Source organism: Hyphomicrobiales bacterium, assembly GCA_002869065.1.
Lineage (GTDB): Bacteria > Pseudomonadota > Alphaproteobacteria > Rhizobiales > Rhodobiaceae > Rhodobium.
Map to the genome: position 1 here is coordinate 274,994 of PKTR01000006.1, position 18,741 is coordinate 293,734.

The window sequence follows — 18,741 nt, forward strand, 5'->3', positions numbered from 1 at the left end:
GTTAGCCTGTCCGGCTTGCCGCTATCCGGCAAGCGTCTGATGCGCTTCCTCCGCTGGACGCGCCCGCATCAGCATCGCGAGCTGCGCTTCCATCACCACATCGTTGTTCTGGTTTATGACGTTGTATTTGAGTGTGACGATGCCGCGGTCCGGGTTTTTGGCCTGTCTTGAGGTGAGGACCTCGGCCTTGACGTGGATCGTGTCGCCGATGAAGACGGGGTTTGTCGCGCGCACATTGTCGGCGCCGAGCCAAGCGATGATGGCGTTGCCGTAGGCCTGCGACTGGTACATCTGCCCGACGGCCAGGGCGAAGGTGAGCGGCCCGTGGGCGATGCGCTGGCCGAAGGCGCTTTTGGCGGCCCATTCGGCGTCGGTGTGGACGGGATAGAAGTCGCCGGTGAGCCCGGAGAACTGCACCAGATGGGTCTCGGTGACGGTGATGGCGGCGGTGGTGACCACCTTGCCTTGCGGGAAGTCCTGCCAACCCGAGGTCATCGCGTTCTCCTCCTTGCCGGCGATGCGTCGGCGCCGGCCGTGTTTTCTTGCCGTTCGGGGCGCCTGGTCGTTGCGCCCGCCTTTTGTTCAGGCCGCCCTTGCTCAGAACTGGCGTTTGAACAGCGGCAGAATCTCGCCGTCGCGCTCGGCAAAGGTGACGGTGACCCGGTCGCCGATCGCCATGCCGTCGCGGTCGCCCTCGATGTTGGAGAGAAGCCGGACACCCTCGTCGAGCTCGATGACGGCCATCGCATAGGGCAGAAGCGGCACGAAGGCCGGCGGCGGGTTGTTGTGCACGACGGTGAAGCAGTGGATCACGCCGTTGCCGCTGGCCTCGCGCCAGTCGTAGGTCTCGCCCCAGCAATGCGGACAGGCCGAGCGTGGATAGAAGTGCGGACGGCCGCAGTCCTCGCACCAGGGTATCAACAGCTTGCGCGCCTTCAGGCCGGCGTGGAACGGTTCGGCAATTTTCATCGTCAGCGTACCTCGTTCGTGAGAACCATGACCTGGGCGTCCATGTAGGTGCCGCCCGAACCGGTCTCGACGGCAATCTTTGCGCCCGGCACCTGGCGTGGGCCGGCTTTGCCCATGAGTTGGCGCAACGCCTCGACGAAGATCGATACGCCGCCGCCGGCGCCGGTATGACCGGCCGAGAGCATGCCGCCATTGGTTGTCATCGGCAGCGCCCCGCCGGGGAAGGTGCCGCCGGAGGCGACAAAGGCACCGGCCTCGCCACGCTCGACCAGCCCCATCTCCTCAAGAGCGATCAGGTTGATCACCGGATAGGCGTCATAGATTTCGGCAATGTCGATGTCCTTGGGACCAATGCCAGCCATAGCGAAGGCTTCCGCCGCCGCATCCGCATAGCCCATGCGGGCGATGTCCATCTCCTGGGCCAGCGAGTAATGCGTCACCCGCCCCGAGGCACCTGTGAGATAAACCGGCGTGTCGGTCAGATCGGCCGCGCGCTCGACCGAGGTGACGACGAAGGCCGAGGCGCCATCGGCCAGCATGTTCGATTCCTTGGCGTGGATTGGCTCCGACAGCACCTTTGAGGAGAGCACCTCCTCGACCGTCAGCGGCTTGCGGAACATCGCATTGGGATTGAGTTCGGCCCATTTGCGGGCCGAGACGCAGACCGCGGCGAGTTGCTCGGCCGTCGTGCCGGTCTCGTACATGTAGCGGTTGGTCAGCATCGCTGCCATCGAGCCCATGTGCTGGCCAAAGGGCTGCTCCCAGTGATCGGGAATGCCGAGCGTCGAGAACACCTCGATGGCGGTGGCGATGTCGATGCCGCTCTTGAGGCGGTCGGAATGGACGCACAGGACGTTCTTCGCCAGCCCGGACTTGACCAGCGCGGCGGCGGTCTTGGCCATCGCGCTGCCGCTGGCGCCGCCCGCCATCACCTGGATGTTGGCGTGCGCAGTGCCGTTCAGGCCAAGCTCTTCGACCAGGCGGCCGAAGATCAGGTCGCTGTTGAAGTCGCGGTTGAAGATCGCGCCGGTCGGCATGATGACGTCGATCTCGGACTTGTCGAGGCCGGCATCGCGCACCGCCATGCGGGCGGCCGTGGCCGCGGCCTCGAGCGCGGTGCGCTCGGGATAATCTCCGGTCGGGATCTCTCCGATCCCCGCGAAAGCCGCGAATGGCCCTGCAGCAGTGCCCATGACTGTCTCCCTAATGTGTCGGGGCAATCCTTCCGGCGAAAGGAGGGGGTGTCAACAAAAAAATGAATTACGACCCATTATTCATAAATAGGCCTGACAACAACGCGCCACAAACACAAGCACGCATGGAATGTGAGGCGAGCGGCATCGCGGTGCTCGGTGAACGCGGTGACCCTGGCGTGCGTTGAGAAAGAGCGGCGGAGGTGAGAGGAAATCCGCGAACCAGAACAAGGTCGCGACCGCGGCTCGGGCTTTCATCCGCCCATCGGAAGGCGTGAGCGTCGCGAATTGCCGCGGGATCAAGGAAATGGTGGGCCCGGCAGGACTCGAACCTGCAACCAGACCGTTATGAGCGGTCGGCTCTAACCATTGAGCTACGGGCCCTTATCAGCCGAATGCGCGGGGCGCTTGCGATGGTCACCGTGACAGAAGGTGAAAGACACCGCAGAGTGGACCCCGCGACGCTGCGCGTAAGGCGTGCAAGGACGCTGGAGACGCGCGGCTGAAAGGCCTTTCTGCCTACACCAGCGTCAGCCCATCCGGCAAGCCCGGATCGGGGCATATTGCGTGCTCGAACGCGCGCCCACGCTTTTGCCGCTTTTTTCGGTGACTGTCCGCCTGCGGCCCGGGGGCGGGCGCGATGTCGGCGGGCCGTGACAGGGCCTTGTCGTGCATCGCAGAACCGAGAGGTTCGCATGTCGCGACTGCAGGGGAAGGGCGCCGTCCGCGCCCGCGGCGAAAATTCATTTGGCCGCATTAACGGACTTTCAAGGTTAATCAGCGATCAACAAAGGAAGACGCACGAAGGATGCTGCAGTTTGTCGGCATCACGCGTGGTTGCGTTGGTGTGCGCGTTGGGTAGTTCCAGAGTTGAGTAGTGTGCTGATGTATCGTAAGCGCTCCCGTGGTTTCCTTTGCCGGACGATGTCGGCCGCGATGACCGGAGTGGTCGCCGCGGTTTCATTTTTCGTCTTCCCCGACCGGATCGCCTATCAGGATGCGGCAAGCCTCGTCACCTTCGAGGACAATGACGCCCTGCGCTGGACGGCCCATATTCAGGCGCCGGACACCGGGTCGACGCATACGCCGACCTACACCTTCGCAAATGTCGGTACGGTTCTGACCAAGGGCAAGCTGACCAGCAGGGTCGACCAGGTCACGACGGGCTCTGTGAAGTCCGATGGCGTTGCCGTTGTCGAACGCAAGGCGGCCAAGGATGTGGTCGACGCGACCTATACGTCGGACGCGCAGCGCATCAATCGCCGCCTCAAGGGCGATCGCTACGTGACGCGCGCGGCGGAGCCGAAGCCGGGCGAAATCAATGCCGGCGCCCTGTTCCAGCTTTCCAGCCTGATCGCACCGAGCGGCGAACGCGTCCTGCCGCGTGTCGCCTTCGTCAAGCCGACCCCGCTGCCCGACGCCGCAGCATCGACCGCCGTTGCCAGCCTTGATCACAAGGCGAAGCCGAGGCCGCTCGCCGACGACCCCGAAGCCGAGAAGATGCTGATCGCCCGCAGCGCGGCCGCCGTCAGCGCGTCGATGGTGATGGCCTACGCGCCGAATGACAGCGTCGATCTCGAGGCTCCGTTTGCCGCCCTGTTTGGTCCGAAGAAGCCCGAGGAACCGGAGGCCGCAACGCTTGTTCCCGATGTCGGCATCAACCACGCATGGGTGAACAACGCGCTGCCGGCGAGCGTTCTTTCCAACAAGGAACAGAAGTGCCTCGCCGATGCGATCTACTTCGAATCCCGCGGCGAGCCGTGGAAGGGCCAGGTCGCCGTCGCCCAGGTGGTGCTGAACCGGGTCAAGAACCCGACCTATCCGAATTCGATCTGCGGCGTCGTCTACCAGAACAAGCACCGCCGCAACCGCTGCCAGTTCTCCTTTGCCTGCGACGGCATCCGCGACCGCATCAACAATCGCCGCCTGTGGCGCCAGGCGCAGGAAATCGCCCGCGAGGTCACCTCCGGCAAGCAGTGGATCAAGGATGTCGGTGCGTCGACGCACTACCACGCGACCTACGTCAAGCCGCGCTGGGCCCGCACCATGAAGCGCAAGGACCGCATCGGCCGCCATATCTTCTACAAGACCTATGGCGGCGGCTGGAGCTGATCAGGTCCGTCACTTGCTAGGGAAAACGAACGCGGGGCCGAAAGGTTCCGCGTTTTTCGTTTGTGGGCGATTTGTCGTCGAGAGGGAGGGGACGTGGCCGAGGATAAAAACTGCGGCTAGCATTGGCGCACGTCTTATCCGCTCGCACTCCCCGTCACCCCGGACTTGATCCGGGGTCTATTGCCCCTCTCGACACGGTATGCCGTGTCGGCTCGTCGCGTACGCCCGGCTCAGCTCTCCACTGCTTTTATCTGGCGCATATGCCATTGGATTCCGGATCGCGCCGCTTTGCGGCTTGTCCGGAATGACGACGGAGAGGGAACGAGCGCCTCAGCCGATCGCGATGTCCAAACCCAAGTCCAATATCGGCGCGGAATGCGTGATCCAGCCGGTCGAGATGAGGTCGACGCCGGTTTCGGCAATTGCCGTCACGGACTCCAGCGTGACGCCGCCCGACGCTTCCGTGATCGCCCGTCCGTCGACAATGGCGACTGCCTCGCGCAGCGTCGAGGGTGCCATGTTGTCGAGCAGCACCGCGTCCGGGCCGTATTCCATCGCGACCTTGAGCTGATCGAGTGTGTCGACCTCGATCTCGATCTTGACCAGATGGCCGGCAAAGGCGCGGGCGCGTTCAATCGCCGGCGCGACGCCGCCTGCAACCGCGATATGGTTGTCCTTGATCAACACCGCGTCGTCGAGGCCAAAGCGGTGGTTCATGCCGCCTCCGCAGCGAACGGCGTATTTCTCGAAGGCGCGCAGGCCCGGCGTCGTCTTGCGGGTGCAGACGATCTGCGCCGAAGTGTGCGCGGTTCGGGCGGCAAACGCCGATGTTGCCGTCGCGATGCCCGACAGATGGCAGAGGAAATTGAGCGCGACGCGCTCGCCGGACAGGATGGCGCGCGCCGGGCCGGTGATCTCGGCAACGACTGTGCCGGCGGAAATCGCGTCGCCATCTTCTACGCGCCGCGTCACCCGGATCGCCGGATCCATCAGCGAGAACGCCGCCTCGACGAAATCGAGCCCGGAGAGGACGCCATCCTTGCGGGTGGCGAGCACGGCGGTCGCCTGCGCGTCGGGCGGGATGGTCGCCTGGCTGGTGATGTCGCCGGCCCGGCCGAGATCCTCGCTCAGCGCCGCGCGCACCGCGTCCTCAACGGCGATCGGGGAGAGAACCGGGAGCAGAGAGCGGGCATCAGTCATTGGCGGGAACCTCGGGTTTTTCGGTATCCTTGGCGGCAGCCGCAACGATGGCATCGATCTGCGCAAGGGTCAGGAACGAGCGCCGCGCCTGCGCCGGATCGGTCTCGGGATAGTCGGCGCGATAATGGCCGCCGCGGCTTTCGGTGCGCTGCAGGGCGGCAGCGGCAATCGCCTTGGCCGTCGTCAGCATGTTGTCGACCTGGCGCGAGCGGCTGCCTTTTTCAAGCGCGCTCAGGATAGCGAGCGCCTTTTTCAGGCCGGCCTCGCGCCGTACCACGCCGACATGCTCGCTCATCACCCGGCGGATGGTGGCGACGATGTTACTCTCGTTCGCCGGTTCGGCGTCGGCATCGGCTTTTTCCGGCGGCAGCGGCCGCCAGGCGCCGGTTTCCGAGGCCGGCAGCAGGCCGGCGATATCTTCGGCGATGCGCGCGGCAAAGACCACGGCTTCAAGCAGCGAGTTCGACGCGAGCCGGTTGGCGCCATGCGCGCCGGTCGAGGAAACCTCGCCGCAGGCCCACAAACCGTCGACCGAGCTGCGCCCGTTGGCGTCGGTCAGCACGCCGCCCATGTGGTAGTGCGCGGCGGGCGCGACGGGGATCAGATCCTTGGCCGGATCGATGCCGGCGCTCATGCAGGCCTCGTAGACGGTCGGGAACTTGTCCTTGAACGCGTCGCCGACGGATTTGCGGCAATCGAGGAAAGCGCCGCGTCCGCTCATCACCTCTTCGTAGACGGCGCGGGCGACGACATCGCGCGGCGCGAGTTCGGCGTCCGGATCGACATCAAGCATGAAGCGCTTGCCGTCGCCATTGACCAGGAGCGAGCCTTCGCCTCGCAACGCTTCGGTCGCAAGCGGCGCCGGGTCGCGGCCGATGTCGATGGCGGTCGGGTGGAACTGGACGAACTCGCAGTCGGCAAGGATCGCGCCGGCGCGGGCCGCCATGGCAACGCCGTCGCCATTTGCCTGCGGCGGGTTGGTGGTGACGCCGTAAAGATGGCCGATGCCGCCGCTGGAGAGCACGATCGCGCGCGCCGGCAGGAAGATCGGCGTGCTCGCCTTGCCCGAGGCCGGCCGCACCATGATGCCGGTGACGTTGCGGCCCTCGGTGACGATTTCTTCCGCCAGATAGCCCTCGACAACGCGGATCGACGGCGTGTTGCGAACGGCGGCCGCCAGCGCTTCCATGATTGCCCAGCCGGCGCGGTCGCCCTGTACGCGCACGATGCGGCGGTGCGAATGGGCTGCTTCGCGCGACAGCATCAGCTTGCCTTCAAGGTCGCGGTCGAAGGGCACTCCATAGGACAGGAGGTCGTGGATCCGCTCCGGCGCCTCGCTCGCCATCAGATGGGCGATGCGCTCATCGACAGTGCCGGCGCCGGCCGCAATCGTGTCGGCGGCGTGGGCATCGGGCGTATCGCCTTCGGAAACGGCTGCCGCGATGCCGCCCTGCGCCCAGGCCGACGAGGCTCCGGCGCCGAGTTCGGCGACGCTTAAGAGGGTAACGGGGCGGGGGGCGAGTTTGAGGGCGCAAAAGAGGCCCGCGAGACCTCCGCCGACGATGATCACATCGTCGATCACCGACCAGCTTTGCGGCGTGAACGTGCTGACGGCATCCGTATCTTCGGCCATGACCGTAGTCCGTTGGCTAGGGCGACCTGGAAAGGGCGTGCCGGTCCGGTCGCTCGGACGGTTCCATGAAAGGCGGAGGGGAAGCGGTGCACCTTCCCGGCGCCCACGTCAAGTGCCCGCCCGTCGCAGTCCGGCGAGGGCGGGCATTGTTCTTGGAATGTGTCGATCAGCTCTTCAGGTTGACCATGCGCTCGACGGCGTGGCGCGCGCGCTCGGCGACCGCCGGGTCGATGGTCACTTCCTCACGCATCTCGAGCAGAGCGTCGAGGATCTTCGGCAGCGTGATCCGCTTCATGTGCGGGCACAGATTGCACGGCCGCACGAACTCGGTCTCCGGCGCCTCGGAGGCGACGTTGTCGGCCATCGAGCATTCGGTGACCATGACGACGCGGGCCGGCTTCTCGGTTTTCACCCAGTCGATCATCTGCGCGGTCGAGCCGGTGTAGTCGGCTTCCGCGATGACGTCCTGCGGGCATTCCGGATGGGCAATGATCTTCACCGAAGGATCGGCCTCGCGGTAGCCGCGCAGCTCCTCGCCGGTGAAGCGCTCATGCACTTCACAGGCACCCTTCCAGGTGATGATCTCGACATCGGTGTTGCTCGCCACATAGGCAGCCAGATACTGGTCCGGCACCATGATGACGCGCTTGGCGCCGAGCGACTCGACGACCTGGATGGCGTTCGAGGAGGTGCAGCAGATATCGCACTCGGCCTTCACCTCGGCCGAGGTGTTGACATAGGTGACGATCGGCACGCCCGGATAGGTCTCGCGCAGCAGGCGGACATCGGCGCCGGTGATCGACTCGGCAAGCGAGCAGCCCGCATCCATGTCGGGGATCAGCACGGTCTTGTCCGGGTTCATCAGCTTCGCCGTCTCGGCCATGAAGTGCACGCCGCACTGGACGATGACGTCCGCGTCGGTCTTGGCGGCTTCCTTGGCGAGCTGCAGCGAGTCGCCGACGATGTCGGCAACGCCGTGGAAGATCTCAGGCGTCTGGTAATTGTGCGCCAGGATGACCGCGTTACGCTCCTTTTTCAGCGCGTTGATCGCGTGAATGTAGGGCGCAAAGAACGGCCACTCGATCGCCGGAATGACATCCTTGACCTTCTCGTAGATCGGCGCCGTCGCTTCCGCGACCTCTTTCGTATAGGCCAGCGAAGGCCGCGAAATGGCCTCGTAGTCCTTCGAAACGCGCGCACGTGCGGTCGTGCAGGCCGTGGTCTCGGCACCGTGATCCATGAGGCTCATGGCAATCTCCCATCGCCGTTATGCTCAGGTTGAGTATAAAGAGGACGAAAAAACAACCGGCGAAACCACCGGTTACGCACCCCTTATGCTCATTTCGAGTTTTATTTAGCGAGGCGAAGCGGCAATTTCCACCCAACCGGCGTATTTTTTCGCCGGCTGCGTCGATTTTGTCCGGGTGCCTTTGAAACTACGGCTATTTTCGGCCTAGAAATTCGACCGAAACCGAACCGAGCGGGCCGAAATCCGCCACCACTTCGCTGTCGGCACGGATCGGAACGATGCCAAGGCAGGTGCCGGTCGACACCCAGTCGCCTTCTTCAAGCGACTTGCCCTGCGCGGTCAGCGCATTGGCGAGCCAGGCGAGCGCTGCGAGCGGGTGGCCGTAGACCTGTGCGCCGGATCCCGCATTGGTCTCCGTCCCGTCGACAAGGGCGCGCACCTCGGAACCGGCGAGGTCGAGCGCCTCCCAGTCCGGGATTTCGTCGCCGACCACGAAGCGGGCGTTGAGGCCGAAATCCGAGATCGCGTCGACGATTGCCGGGAAGCCTTCGGAGGCGACGCGCCGACCGACGATCTCGATCGCCGGATGGCAGCTCTCGATCACCGAGGCGATGCTCTCCGCCGTCTCGCCGCCGACGAACGGGCGAGAAATCGGTCCGATGCGGAAGGCGAACTCGCATTCGACTGCCAGCATGGTCTCGTCGATGACGATGGCCTCGCCGCTGCGGTGGCTGTCCTCGGCGAACATCGGACCGAAGAACGGGCCGTCGCAATTCATGATTCGCTGCGCTGCCGGGCTCGTCGCGCCGATCTTGTAGCCATTGCGCCGGCCATAGATGGTCGTCGCGATGTCCTGAAGCGCGTAGGCGTCTTCCATCGTCGTGATGGCGGAAGACGGGAACGGCGCGCTGGTGCGCCGATTGCGCCGGGCGTCGGCAAGCTGCGAGGCGAGGATTTCTGCGGCAGAACTCATGGAAGGGGCATCTCCGCGCCGGGCCGGGCAGCACGCGGCATGCACCGACAGGTGGATGAGGGGAGGTGCGGCGGTCGGCGCCGCACTTGGAAATCACTGCCAACACTATAAAACACTGGTGCCGAAAGGAAGCATTCGTATTCGCCGCGAAAGGCCGATACACAGGCTTTCTTGTGCTGCGGACGGGCGGTGCAATTGACGGCGAATGCGGCGCAGCGCCGATGCGAGGAGGTAGCATGACCACCGATCGAACCGGCGCGACGGCGCTCTTCTGGCGTAGTCTGCCCTTCATCATCGCCAGCGGTTGCCTGATTGCGGTGTTGTCCTTCGGACCGCGCTCGATCATGGGGCTTTTCCTTGCCCCGATCACCGAGGACCGTGGCTGGACGCGCGAGATCTTCGGCTTGTCCATTGCCATCCAGAATCTGTTGTGGGGCATCGGCCAGCCCTTTGCCGGCATGATCGCCGACCGTTACGGCACCGCCCGGGTGCTCGCCGTCGGCGGCGTCATCTACGCTCTCGGCCTGTTCATGATGGCCTGGGCGCCGGAACCGGTCTTTCTGCATCTGTCCGCCGGCATCCTGGTCGGCATCGGCCTGTCGGCGGCGTCGTTCTCGATCGTGCTTGCCGCCTTCGGCCGCGCCGTCAGCGACGCCAAGCGCTCGCTCGCCTTCGGGGTCGGCACGGCTGCCGGCTCGCTCGGCCAGTTCGTCTTCGGCTTCCTCGGCCAGGGCCTGATCGACCATTTTGGCTGGTCGATGGCTCTGATCATCATGGGCGTGATGATGCTGGCCATCGTTGTGCTGGCGATCCCCTTACAGGGCCGCAGCGAGGTGGGCGCGCAGGCGGATGCCGTGGTGGAATCCTCGCTCGGCGCGACGCTTGCCGAGGCCTTCGGCCACAAATCCTACGTGCTGCTCGTGCTCGGCTTCTTCGTCTGCGGTTTCCACGTCGCGTTCATCGCGGTCCACCTGCCGCCGTATTTGACCGACAAGGGCATCGACGCGACCTGGGGCGCGTCGGCGATCGCCATTATCGGCCTGTTCAACGTCGCCGGCTCGCTGATCTCCGGCGTCATCGGCGGGCGTTATTCGAAAGCCTATTTCCTGTCGCTGATCTATTTCGGCCGCGGAATTGCCATCACCATCTTCATTCTCATGCCGATCACGCCGGTGACGGTGGTCGTCTTCGCCGCCGTGATGGGCTTCCTGTGGCTGTCGACGGTGCCGCCCACTTCCGGGCTGGTCGCGGCCATGTTCGGGCCGCGCTACATGGCAACACTGTTCGGCATCGTCTTCTTCTCGCATCAGATCGGCGCCTTCCTCGGCGTTTGGCTCGGCGGCCGTCTTTACGACACCACGGGCACCTACGACGTGGTGTGGTGGCTTGGCGTTGCGCTGTCGGTTTTCGCCGCGCTCGTCCACCTGCCGATCAAGGACACGCCCGCACCGAGCCTGCAGCCCGTTCGCCAAGGCTGACGGCGGGCGGGCCTTGCGAACCGCCCCGAAAGCGGGCACAAGGCCACAAGAGACACGTCTTAAAAGCGGGCGCGCCCGGCTGCGTTCGCCAACGAATTTCTGATAAGGGAGAGCACCATGGACCGCTTCAAGGGCATTTTGATCACCCGTGACGAGGAAACCAGGAAGCAGTCGGTGGCCCTCACCGACATCGATGCCGCCGACATGATGGAAGGCGATGTCACGGTTCGCGTGACCCACTCGACCATCAACTACAAGGACGGCCTCGCGATCACTGGCACGAGCCCGGTAGTGCGCCGTTTCCCGATGATTCCGGGCATCGATTTCACCGGCGAGGTGGTGTCCTCCGAGAGCGACGAGTTCAAACCCGGCGACGCCGTCATCCTCAACGGCTGGGGCGTTGGCGAAGTGCATTGGGGCGGCCTCGGCGAGATGGCCCGCGTCAAGAGCGACTGGCTGGTGCGCCGCCCCGACGGCCTCAGCGGCCCCGAGGCGATGGCGATCGGCACGGCCGGCTACACCGCGATGCTTTGTGTGCTCGCCCTTGAGCGCCACAACATCACGCCGGATCGCGGCCCGGTCGTCGTGACGGGCGCCGCGGGCGGCGTCGGCTCGGTGGCAACCGCCATCCTCGCCAAGCTCGGCTATCACGTCATCGCCTCGACCGGCCGCACCAGCGAGACTGACTACCTGACCGGCCTCGGCGCGTCCGAGATCATCGACCGTGCCGAACTCTCCAATCCCGCCCGTCCGCTCGGCAAGGAACGCTGGGCCGGCGGCGTCGACGCGGTCGGTTCGCACACGCTCGCCAACGTGCTGGCAATGACCAAATACGGCGGCGCTGTCGCGGCTTGCGGCCTTGCCGGCGGCATGGACCTGCCGGCGAGCGTTGCACCCTTCATTCTGCGCGGCGTGTCGCTGCTCGGCATCGACTCGGTGATGGCGCCGAAAGCTTTGCGCACCGAAGCCTATGAGCGTCTTGTGACCGACCTCGACAAGGAAAAGCTCGCCGCCATGACCACCACGATCGATCTCGACGACGTAATCGGCAAGGCCGGCGATATCCTCGAGGGCAAGGTCCGCGGCCGCATCGTCGTCAACGTCGGATAAGACCTGGCCTCGGCGGCGGGTACACCGAAAAACAAAAAGGCCGCGGCGATAGCCGCGGCCTTTTTCGTTCTGAACCGGCGTTCCGACTACGCGGCTTCCTCGCGGCAATCGGCGAACGCCTTCACGGTGCAGTTCTCGCAGCGCTTCTGGAAGCGCAGCAGCCGCCGCAGCGTCGTGATCGCTTCGTTCTTGTCGTCGAAGAAATGGTTGTTGCCGATTTCCTTGATCATGTGGGTCCGGCTGATCGACTGGTAGACCTGCGGCTTGAGGCCGGTGAAATAGAGCCCGCCGCCCAGCTCGTCGAGCCGCTCGGCCTCCTGCATCAGCATTTCCGTGCCGCTCAGGTCGATGGCGTTGATGCCCTCGCCGATCAGCAGGATGTGGTAGATGCGTTCCTTCTCGATGATGTGCTGCAGCTTCGACTGGATGTGGTTCACCGAGCCGAAATAGATCGACATGTCGATGCGCAGGATGCGCATATCGGGGCACTGCAGCAGCGGCTTCACCTGCACGTCGGTCAGCGTCTTCTTGTGGTAGACCGGGTCGATATCCGGCGCCAGCGTGACGATTTCCGGCGTCGAGGTGCGCATCAGGAAGATGACGAGCGACAGGAGTACGCCGAGATAGATGGCGAATTCCAGTTCGAGCAGCAGCGTCGCGAACAGCGTCGTCAGCAGGATCGCGGTTTCCGAATAGCTCGATTCCAGAACATGCTTGATCTGATGGAAGTCGATCAGATTGTAGGCCACCAGCAGAATGACGCCGGCCATCGCCGCGACCGGCAGATAGGCCATCAGCGGCGCGACCAGAAGCACGATCAGCACAAGGAAGGCGGCTGCAAACAGTGCCGACATCGGCGTCTGCGCGCCCGACGAATAGTTGATCCCCGAGCGCGTGAACGAGCCCGAACCGGCATAGCTCGAGAAGAAGCTGCCGACGATGTTCGACAGGCCCTGGCCGATGAATTCCTGATTGCCGTCGATGCGCTGGTGCGACTTCGCGGCGATCGCGCGGCTGATCGAGACGGCCTCGATGAGGCCGAGCAGGGCGATGGCGAAGGCGTCGCGCGCCAGCGTCTTCAGGGTCGGGAAGGCAAGGTCGGGGATCGAGAAGGGCGGCAACTGCGCCGGGATCTCGCCAACAAAGGTCATGCCGTGCTGCGCGCCGTTGATGCCAAGCGCGATAAGGCCCGCGATGATCATCGCGATCAGCAGGTTCGGCAGTTTCGGCACGAATTTCTTGATCAGGATCGCGATCACCAGCGTGCTCGCCGAGACGAGCAGGATGTACAAGTTCATCTCCCCGATATGCAGCCACAAATCTCGCCAAGTGTGGATGAAGGACTCGCCCTTTGGCAGGTTGATGCCAAGCACGTTCTTCATCTGCGATGTCGCGATGAGGATGCCGGCGCCGGCGGTGAAGCCGACGACCACGGTATGGGAGACGAAATTGACCAGCGCGCCCATGCGCGCAAGACCAAGGACAAGCTGGTAGAGCCCCGCAAGCAATGTGAGCGTCAGGGCCATGGAGACGAATTCCGGCGTGCCGACCGTGGCATAGCGGCTGACGGCGGAGAAGACGACGATCGAAATCGCCGTTGTCGGACCGGAGATCAGGTGCAGCGATGAGCCGAACAGTGCGGCGATCACCGGCGTCACCATCGCGGTGTAGAGACCGTATTGCGGTGGCAGGCCGGCAATGGTGGCAAACGCTACGCCTTGCGGCAGCACGATGACCGCGCCCGTGAGGCCCGCAAAGGCGTCCGCTCGCAACGTTTCCCTGTTTACCCTCGGTAACCACGAGAGAAACGGAAACACGCGCTCGAACGGAAACGTCATCGAACTGGCCCTTTATGAGTAGCATTGTACGGACACGCCCGGGCACTGGATGATGCCAAAGGCGATGTCATGATTTTTGTTCGCGCACGAACCGGCGTTGTTGTCACTTACGCAGAAACTTCTGAAAGAACAGAAAATTTTCCACGCTTTCGCCGGTGGCAGCGAAACGGTCTTCTCCCACGCAAGGGAAATAAGTCTGGAACCGGTCAAAAGTCCAGTGGGATTAGCCCTCGTATATGCTTTTTTTCGAATATTAGCGTCGCGGGCGGTTCAAGTGAGGCTTTCTCACGGGTTTTCGCGCGCCAATACAGCCGCGGATGGCTTTGCCGGAAAAAACTCTACGGCGTCTGCCGTCCGCCGAGTCGCAGGCCGGGAGCGGGGCGTTCGCGCAGCACGTCGCGGCGGAAGCGGAACAGCGCGGCAGGTCGACCGCCGGTCTTTGCCGTCGATTGCCCGGTCGGCTCGACGAGCGCGCCGCCTTCGACCAGCCGGCGGAAATTCTGCTTGTGCAGATGCCGTCCCGAAACCGCCTCCACGGTCTTCTGCAGCGCGGTCAGCGTGAAGGTGTCGGGCATCAGCTCAAACACCACCGGGCGGTATTTCAGCTTCGCCCGCAGCCGCGAAATGGCGGTCGCCAGGATGCGCCGGTGGTCGAACCGCATCGGCTTGCCGAGCGTCGGCAGCTTGTTGCGGGCAAGCGCGGCACTGCGCCCGTCGCGCAGCGCTTCCTCGACCAGACCGGCCTCGTAGAGCAATTCATAGCGCTCCAGCACCCGTTCCTCGTCCCAGGGGACGTCGTCGGTGCCGAAGGCGAGATCGATGCGCTCCGGCCGTCCGAGCGCTCGCTGTGGTGCGCCGGCACGCGGCGGTTCGCTTGCCCAGATTGCGAGCAACGGCAGGATCATTTCGTCGAGAACGGCCGGCCGGCCCTCACGCCAGTCTTCCCACGGGAAATAGCCGTACCACGACCGCCACGCGGCGCCCTGGCTGGCAAGCGCCGCATCGGAACGATCGTTCTGCCGGGTGAGCGCGAGGTACCCCACGGAAAGGACATGCGGTCCGGCGTCGCCCGGCGACATATGCCGGCCGCGGTCGCCGAATGTGTAGAGCTGCTCCACATAGCCGAGCGACAACGCCGTCTGTTCTTCCACCCACGATCTGAGGCCGGCCTCCAGCGTGCGGTGCGCCAGCGGATCGAACGGACCGAAGGGCAATCCGTCGGGCTCGCCGGAACGATCATCCGTACCGACGGCAAGGATCAGCGGCGTCGGATCGGCCACCGCGACGATGGCGGCGTTCAGTTCGATCTCGATCGTCGTCTTTACGGGCAGGGAGGGAGCGGACACGCGGTTCATGCCGCAACTGTTACCGCAGTTTTTCCGCTTATGACAGGGAGAGCCCGAAGGGAGAGCCCTCGAAGGCCGATGCACCGCGACCGATGCTGGCGATCGCCTCGCTCATTGCCCCGCCGCGCCCGAGAATGTCGTCGGCGATCTTCACGAACAGCGAGTTTGGCGTTGCCTGCGGGGCAGCGGCGCGCAACTCCGCGGCAATGGCCGCTTCCTGCCCCGCGCCGCGTTTCATGCATGCCACGACATAGGCCCCCGCGGTGGAGCGGCTGATGCCGGCCCAGCAATGCACCACCATCGCACGCTCCTGCGACCAGGCGTCGGCAAAGGCGATGAAGCGGCCGACGATGTCGTGGTTCGGCGGCAGAAAGCCGTCCATCGGTTCTGTGATGTCGTTGAAGCCGAGGAACAGGTGATTCTCGGCGGCAATGCTTGGCGGACGGGCAACCGGCGTGCCGTCGTTGATCAGCGTGACCATGTGGCTGGCGCCGCTGTTTTCGACCGTCTCGTGAAGCCGCGACAGCGGACAGACAAAGAGCATGCGGGTATCTCGTTCTTGTTCCAAAGGCGAGCGAAGGCACTTAAGCCTTTCGGCAGGCCGCTTCAAGGGTCTCGAAACGCGCGAGGAAACGCTCCTGCGCATCGCGCACCGGCCAGCCGGCGAGCCCGAGCCGCAACCGGCCCTCCGCATCGAGCGGGAATCCGCGCGGACGCCCGAAGATTCGCGCTGCCTCCGTTTCGTCGAAGCCGGCAAGTTCCGTCGCCTCGAAATAGGCGGAGATGATATCGGCCCGTTTCGACAGTTTCGTGATCTTCGCCGGCAGTTTCGCCGGCAGTCCGAAGCGGATGTGGATGGCGGCGAGCAGGCGCAGTTCCAGCGCCTTGTAGTCGCCGCCGATGACTGCCTTGAACGGCGAGATCATGTCGCCGATGACGTATTCGGGCGCATCGTGCAGCAGCATCGCAAGCCGCCATTCAGGCGTCAGATCCGGCTCGATACGTCCCGCGATTTCTTCCACCAGCAGCGAGTGTTGCGCGACGGAAAAGGCGTGCTCGCCATAGGTCTGGCCGTTCCAGCGCGCGACGCGGGCAAGCCCGTGCGCGATGTCCTCGATTTCGATGTCGAGCGGCGAGGGGTCGAGAAGGTCGAGCCGGCGGCCGGACAGCATGCGCTGCCAGGCACGCGGCGGTGCGCCCGCGCGATCAGCCATGGTTTTCGGTCTTCACTCGGAAAGGGCGGTGAGGGGACGAACAAATCATTCGGGCGCCTCGTCGCTCGGCCACTCGAATTTCGCCCAGGACGGCAGCGACAGGGTGATGGCGACGCCATCGGCCTCGATCGCCGCACCGCGATCCATCGCCGCCTTCGCCCGGTCGATGCGCACCAGTGCGAGACCTTGTCCGCCGTCCGAGCTGCCGAGCGTACCGATCGCCTTGCCATCGGCCGCAATTTCGGTGCCGGCTGCGGGCAACGCCGCGTCGGCGGTGGCGGCGACGATGCGGCGGCGCGCGGTGCCGCGATGTTGCATCCGCGACACCACTTCCTGGCCGACGTAACAACCCTTGTCGAAAACGACGCCGCTTAACTGATCCATGTCGATGTCGTGCGGGAATACCTCGCCATAGGCGTAGTCCTGGCCGGCTTCGGGGACGGTGAGCGCAATGCGGTGGCTGTTCCACAATGCCGCGTCGCTTTTTCCCGCGGCTTCTTTCGGCACGACACCGCGCCAGCCGAGTTCGGCCAAGCGCGGATCGATCGCGAACGGCCCGTCGGCGGGCATCGGTTCGCCCCAACCGGCGACAACCGCATGGCTTTCGCTGAGATCCTCGACGGTGACCTTGGCGCGCAACTTGTAGAAGGTCAGCCGTTTGGCGAGCGCTGCGGCGGCCTCGGCCAGTGTGTCGAGCAGAAAGTCGTCGCCGTCTTTGAAGACGAGGAAATCGAACAGGATTTTCCCCTGCGGCGAAAGCAGGGCACCGTAGCCGGCGCCTGTTTCTGTCACACGCTCGATATCGGCGGTGATCAATCCTTGCAGGAAGTGGGCGGCTTCCGGCCCGCCGACGCGGACCGCGGCCCGATCGGGAAGATGTACGAAAGTCATGGTTCACCGGGCGTGATTCTTGATGTCGCCACCATATGTAACGCAGATGGGCCGCATTGCCATGGCACGAAGCGCTGTCGCGCCGCCGGTCCGGGCGATGAGTGCGGAACTGGTAAAGCGGCTGGCCGCGCGTCGATGGTCTCGCTATAAGCGGGGTGAAAGATAGGAGAGGGCGATGACTGCAACGTACGATAGGCTTTTCACAAACGGCACAGTCGTCAATCAGGACGGTATCGGACAGGCCGACGTCGCCGTTCGCGACGGGCGCATCGTCGCCATCGGCAAGATCGATCCGGCCTCGGCGGGTGACGTGGTCGACTGCACCGGCCTGCATGTCCTGCCCGGCGTGATCGACAGCCAGGTGCATTTCCGCGAGCCGGGCAACGAGCACAAGGAAGATCTCGAAACGGGGTCGCGCGCTGCCGTGCTCGGCGGCGTCACTGCCGTCTTCGAGATGCCGAACACCAATCCGCTGACCACCACGGCCGAGACGCTCGCCGACAAGGTGCGGCGCGGAACCAACCGCATGCATTGCGACTTCGCCTTCTGGGTCGGCGGCACCCACGACAATGTCGACGATATCCCCGAACTTGAACGCCTGCCCGGCGCCGTCGGCATCAAGGTGTTCATGGGTTCCTCGACCGGCAATCTGCTCGTCGAGGACGATGCCGGCGTCACCGCGATCCTGTCGAAGACCCGCCGTCGCGCGGCCTTCCACTCTGAGGACGAGTACCGGCTGGAACAGCGCAAGGGTGAGCGCGTGCCGAGTGATCCCGCATCACATCCGATCTGGCGCGACGAGGAGACGGCGATGTCGTCGACCCGTCGTCTGGTACGGATCGCCCGCGAGACCGGCGCTGCCATCCACGTGCTCCATGTGTCGACGGAAGAGGAGATGCACTTCCTCGCCGATCACAAGGACGTCGCTTCCGTTGAGGTCACCCCGCAGCATCTGACGTTGACCGCCGACGACTATCAGCGGCTCGGCACCCGGCTGCAGATGAACCCGCCGATCCGCGCCCGCCGTCACCGCGACGGCCTGTGGTGGGGCGTTCAACAGGGTATCGCCGACGTCATCGGGTCGGATCACGCCCCGCACGGCCTTGACGAAAAGGCCAAGCCCTATCCCGAGAGCCCGTCCGGCATGCCGGGTGTGCAGACGCTGGTTCCCGCCATGCTCGACCACGTTGCCGCCGGCCGCATGTCGCTACATCGCTTCGTCGATATGACCTCGGCCGGCCCGGCGCGTCTCTTCGGCATAAAGGCAAAGGGCCGTATCGCCGTCGGCTACGATGCCGACTTCACTATCGTCGATCTCGCGCGTCGCGAAATGGTGCGCGACGAGTGGATCGCCTCGCGCTGCGGTTGGACGCCCTACGACGGCACGACCATGACCGGTTGGCCGGTCGGCACGATCGTGCGCGGCGCGCGGGTGATGTGGGAAGGCGACCTCGTCGAGGATAGCCGCGGCGCCGCCGTCCGCTTCTGGTAGGTGGCGCGAGGGGCAAAGCAAACCCGGACCCGAGCGGGTCCGG

General features: G+C 64.7%; 16 protein-coding genes and 1 tRNA gene. 4 read left to right on the top strand and 13 right to left on the bottom strand.

Going from position 1 to position 18,741, the window contains the following annotated elements; all coding sequences use genetic code 11:
- Window positions 1–21: 21 nt before the first annotated feature.
- The 4 genes from C0606_16390 to C0606_16405 form a co-directional block, all read right to left on the bottom strand.
- Window positions 22–495 carry a hypothetical protein gene (locus tag C0606_16390; GenBank protein PLX36273.1) on the bottom strand — a complete coding sequence of 158 codons (474 nt, stop codon included), beginning with the start codon at window positions 493–495 and terminating at the stop codon, window positions 22–24.
- 102 nt (window positions 496–597) lie between these two features.
- A complete protein-coding gene (locus C0606_16395; protein PLX36274.1) occupies window positions 598–969 on the bottom strand; it encodes a hypothetical protein in 372 nt (123 codons plus the stop codon).
- A 2-nt stretch (window positions 970–971) separates the two neighbouring features.
- The gene (locus tag C0606_16400; GenBank protein ID PLX36275.1) at window positions 972–2,162 is read right to left on the bottom strand and encodes an acetyl-CoA acetyltransferase; all 1,191 of its coding nucleotides are present in this window, start codon (window positions 2,160–2,162) and stop codon (window positions 972–974) included.
- Window positions 2,163–2,470: 308 nt separating this feature from the next.
- A tRNA-Met gene (locus C0606_16405) sits at window positions 2,471–2,546 on the bottom strand.
- A 552-nt stretch (window positions 2,547–3,098) separates the two neighbouring features.
- Here C0606_16405 and C0606_16410 point away from each other — a divergent pair.
- Window positions 3,099–4,274: a cell wall hydrolase gene (locus C0606_16410; protein ID PLX36392.1), complete on the top strand. Its 1,176-nt coding sequence runs from the start codon at window positions 3,099–3,101 to the stop codon at window positions 4,272–4,274.
- 330 nt (window positions 4,275–4,604) lie between these two features.
- On the opposite strand, the gene C0606_16415 is transcribed toward C0606_16410, so the two are convergent.
- The 4 genes from C0606_16415 to C0606_16430 all read right to left on the bottom strand — a co-directional run bounded on the left by C0606_16415 (window position 4,605) and on the right by C0606_16430 (window position 9,329).
- A complete protein-coding gene (locus C0606_16415) occupies window positions 4,605–5,474 on the bottom strand; it encodes a nicotinate-nucleotide diphosphorylase (carboxylating) (protein ID PLX36276.1) in 870 nt (289 codons plus the stop codon).
- Entirely contained in the window at window positions 5,467–7,107 is a 1,641-nt protein-coding gene (locus tag C0606_16420) for an L-aspartate oxidase (protein PLX36277.1), read from the bottom strand. Before C0606_16420 ends, C0606_16415 begins: the two co-directional genes overlap by 8 nt.
- Before the next feature lie 166 nt (window positions 7,108–7,273).
- Window positions 7,274–8,356, bottom strand: a complete 1,083-nt coding sequence (locus tag C0606_16425) for a quinolinate synthase (GenBank protein ID PLX36278.1) — start codon at window positions 8,354–8,356, stop codon at window positions 7,274–7,276.
- A 193-nt stretch (window positions 8,357–8,549) separates the two neighbouring features.
- Window positions 8,550–9,329, bottom strand: coding sequence for a hypothetical protein (locus tag C0606_16430; GenBank protein PLX36279.1), 780 nt, complete (start codon window positions 9,327–9,329; stop codon window positions 8,550–8,552).
- Window positions 9,330–9,565: 236 nt separating this feature from the next.
- Between C0606_16430 and C0606_16435 the strand changes: the two genes are divergently transcribed.
- Together C0606_16435 and C0606_16440 are read left to right on the top strand one after the other, a co-directional pair.
- The gene (locus tag C0606_16435) at window positions 9,566–10,807 is read left to right on the top strand and encodes an MFS transporter (protein PLX36280.1); all 1,242 of its coding nucleotides are present in this window, start codon (window positions 9,566–9,568) and stop codon (window positions 10,805–10,807) included.
- 117 nt (window positions 10,808–10,924) lie between these two features.
- Complete coding sequence (locus C0606_16440) at window positions 10,925–11,917, top strand: oxidoreductase (GenBank protein PLX36281.1); 993 nt, start codon at window positions 10,925–10,927, stop codon at window positions 11,915–11,917.
- An 86-nt stretch (window positions 11,918–12,003) separates the two neighbouring features.
- Here the strand turns inward: C0606_16440 and C0606_16445 are convergent, their stop codons facing one another.
- The 5 genes from C0606_16445 to C0606_16465 all read right to left on the bottom strand — a co-directional run bounded on the left by C0606_16445 (window position 12,004) and on the right by C0606_16465 (window position 17,206).
- A complete protein-coding gene (locus tag C0606_16445) occupies window positions 12,004–13,755 on the bottom strand; it encodes a sodium-independent anion transporter (GenBank protein ID PLX36282.1) in 1,752 nt (583 codons plus the stop codon).
- 338 nt (window positions 13,756–14,093) lie between these two features.
- Window positions 14,094–15,110 (bottom strand): NAD regulator, encoded by a 1,017-nt coding sequence (locus C0606_16450; GenBank protein PLX36283.1) that lies wholly within the window; start codon window positions 15,108–15,110, stop codon window positions 14,094–14,096.
- A gap of 28 nt (window positions 15,111–15,138) precedes the next feature.
- Window positions 15,139–15,645 (bottom strand): protein tyrosine phosphatase, encoded by a 507-nt coding sequence (locus C0606_16455; protein ID PLX36284.1) that lies wholly within the window; start codon window positions 15,643–15,645, stop codon window positions 15,139–15,141.
- A 40-nt stretch (window positions 15,646–15,685) separates the two neighbouring features.
- Window positions 15,686–16,315, bottom strand: coding sequence for a hydrolase (locus C0606_16460; protein PLX36285.1), 630 nt, complete (start codon window positions 16,313–16,315; stop codon window positions 15,686–15,688).
- Between the two features lie 45 nt (window positions 16,316–16,360).
- Window positions 16,361–17,206 carry a folate-binding protein gene (locus C0606_16465; GenBank protein PLX36286.1) on the bottom strand — a complete coding sequence of 282 codons (846 nt, stop codon included), beginning with the start codon at window positions 17,204–17,206 and terminating at the stop codon, window positions 16,361–16,363.
- 175 nt (window positions 17,207–17,381) lie between these two features.
- Here C0606_16465 and C0606_16470 point away from each other — a divergent pair, with 175 nt between their 5' ends.
- Window positions 17,382–18,698, top strand: a complete 1,317-nt coding sequence (locus C0606_16470) for a dihydroorotase (protein ID PLX36287.1) — start codon at window positions 17,382–17,384, stop codon at window positions 18,696–18,698.
- The last annotated feature ends 43 nt before the right edge of the window (window positions 18,699–18,741 follow it).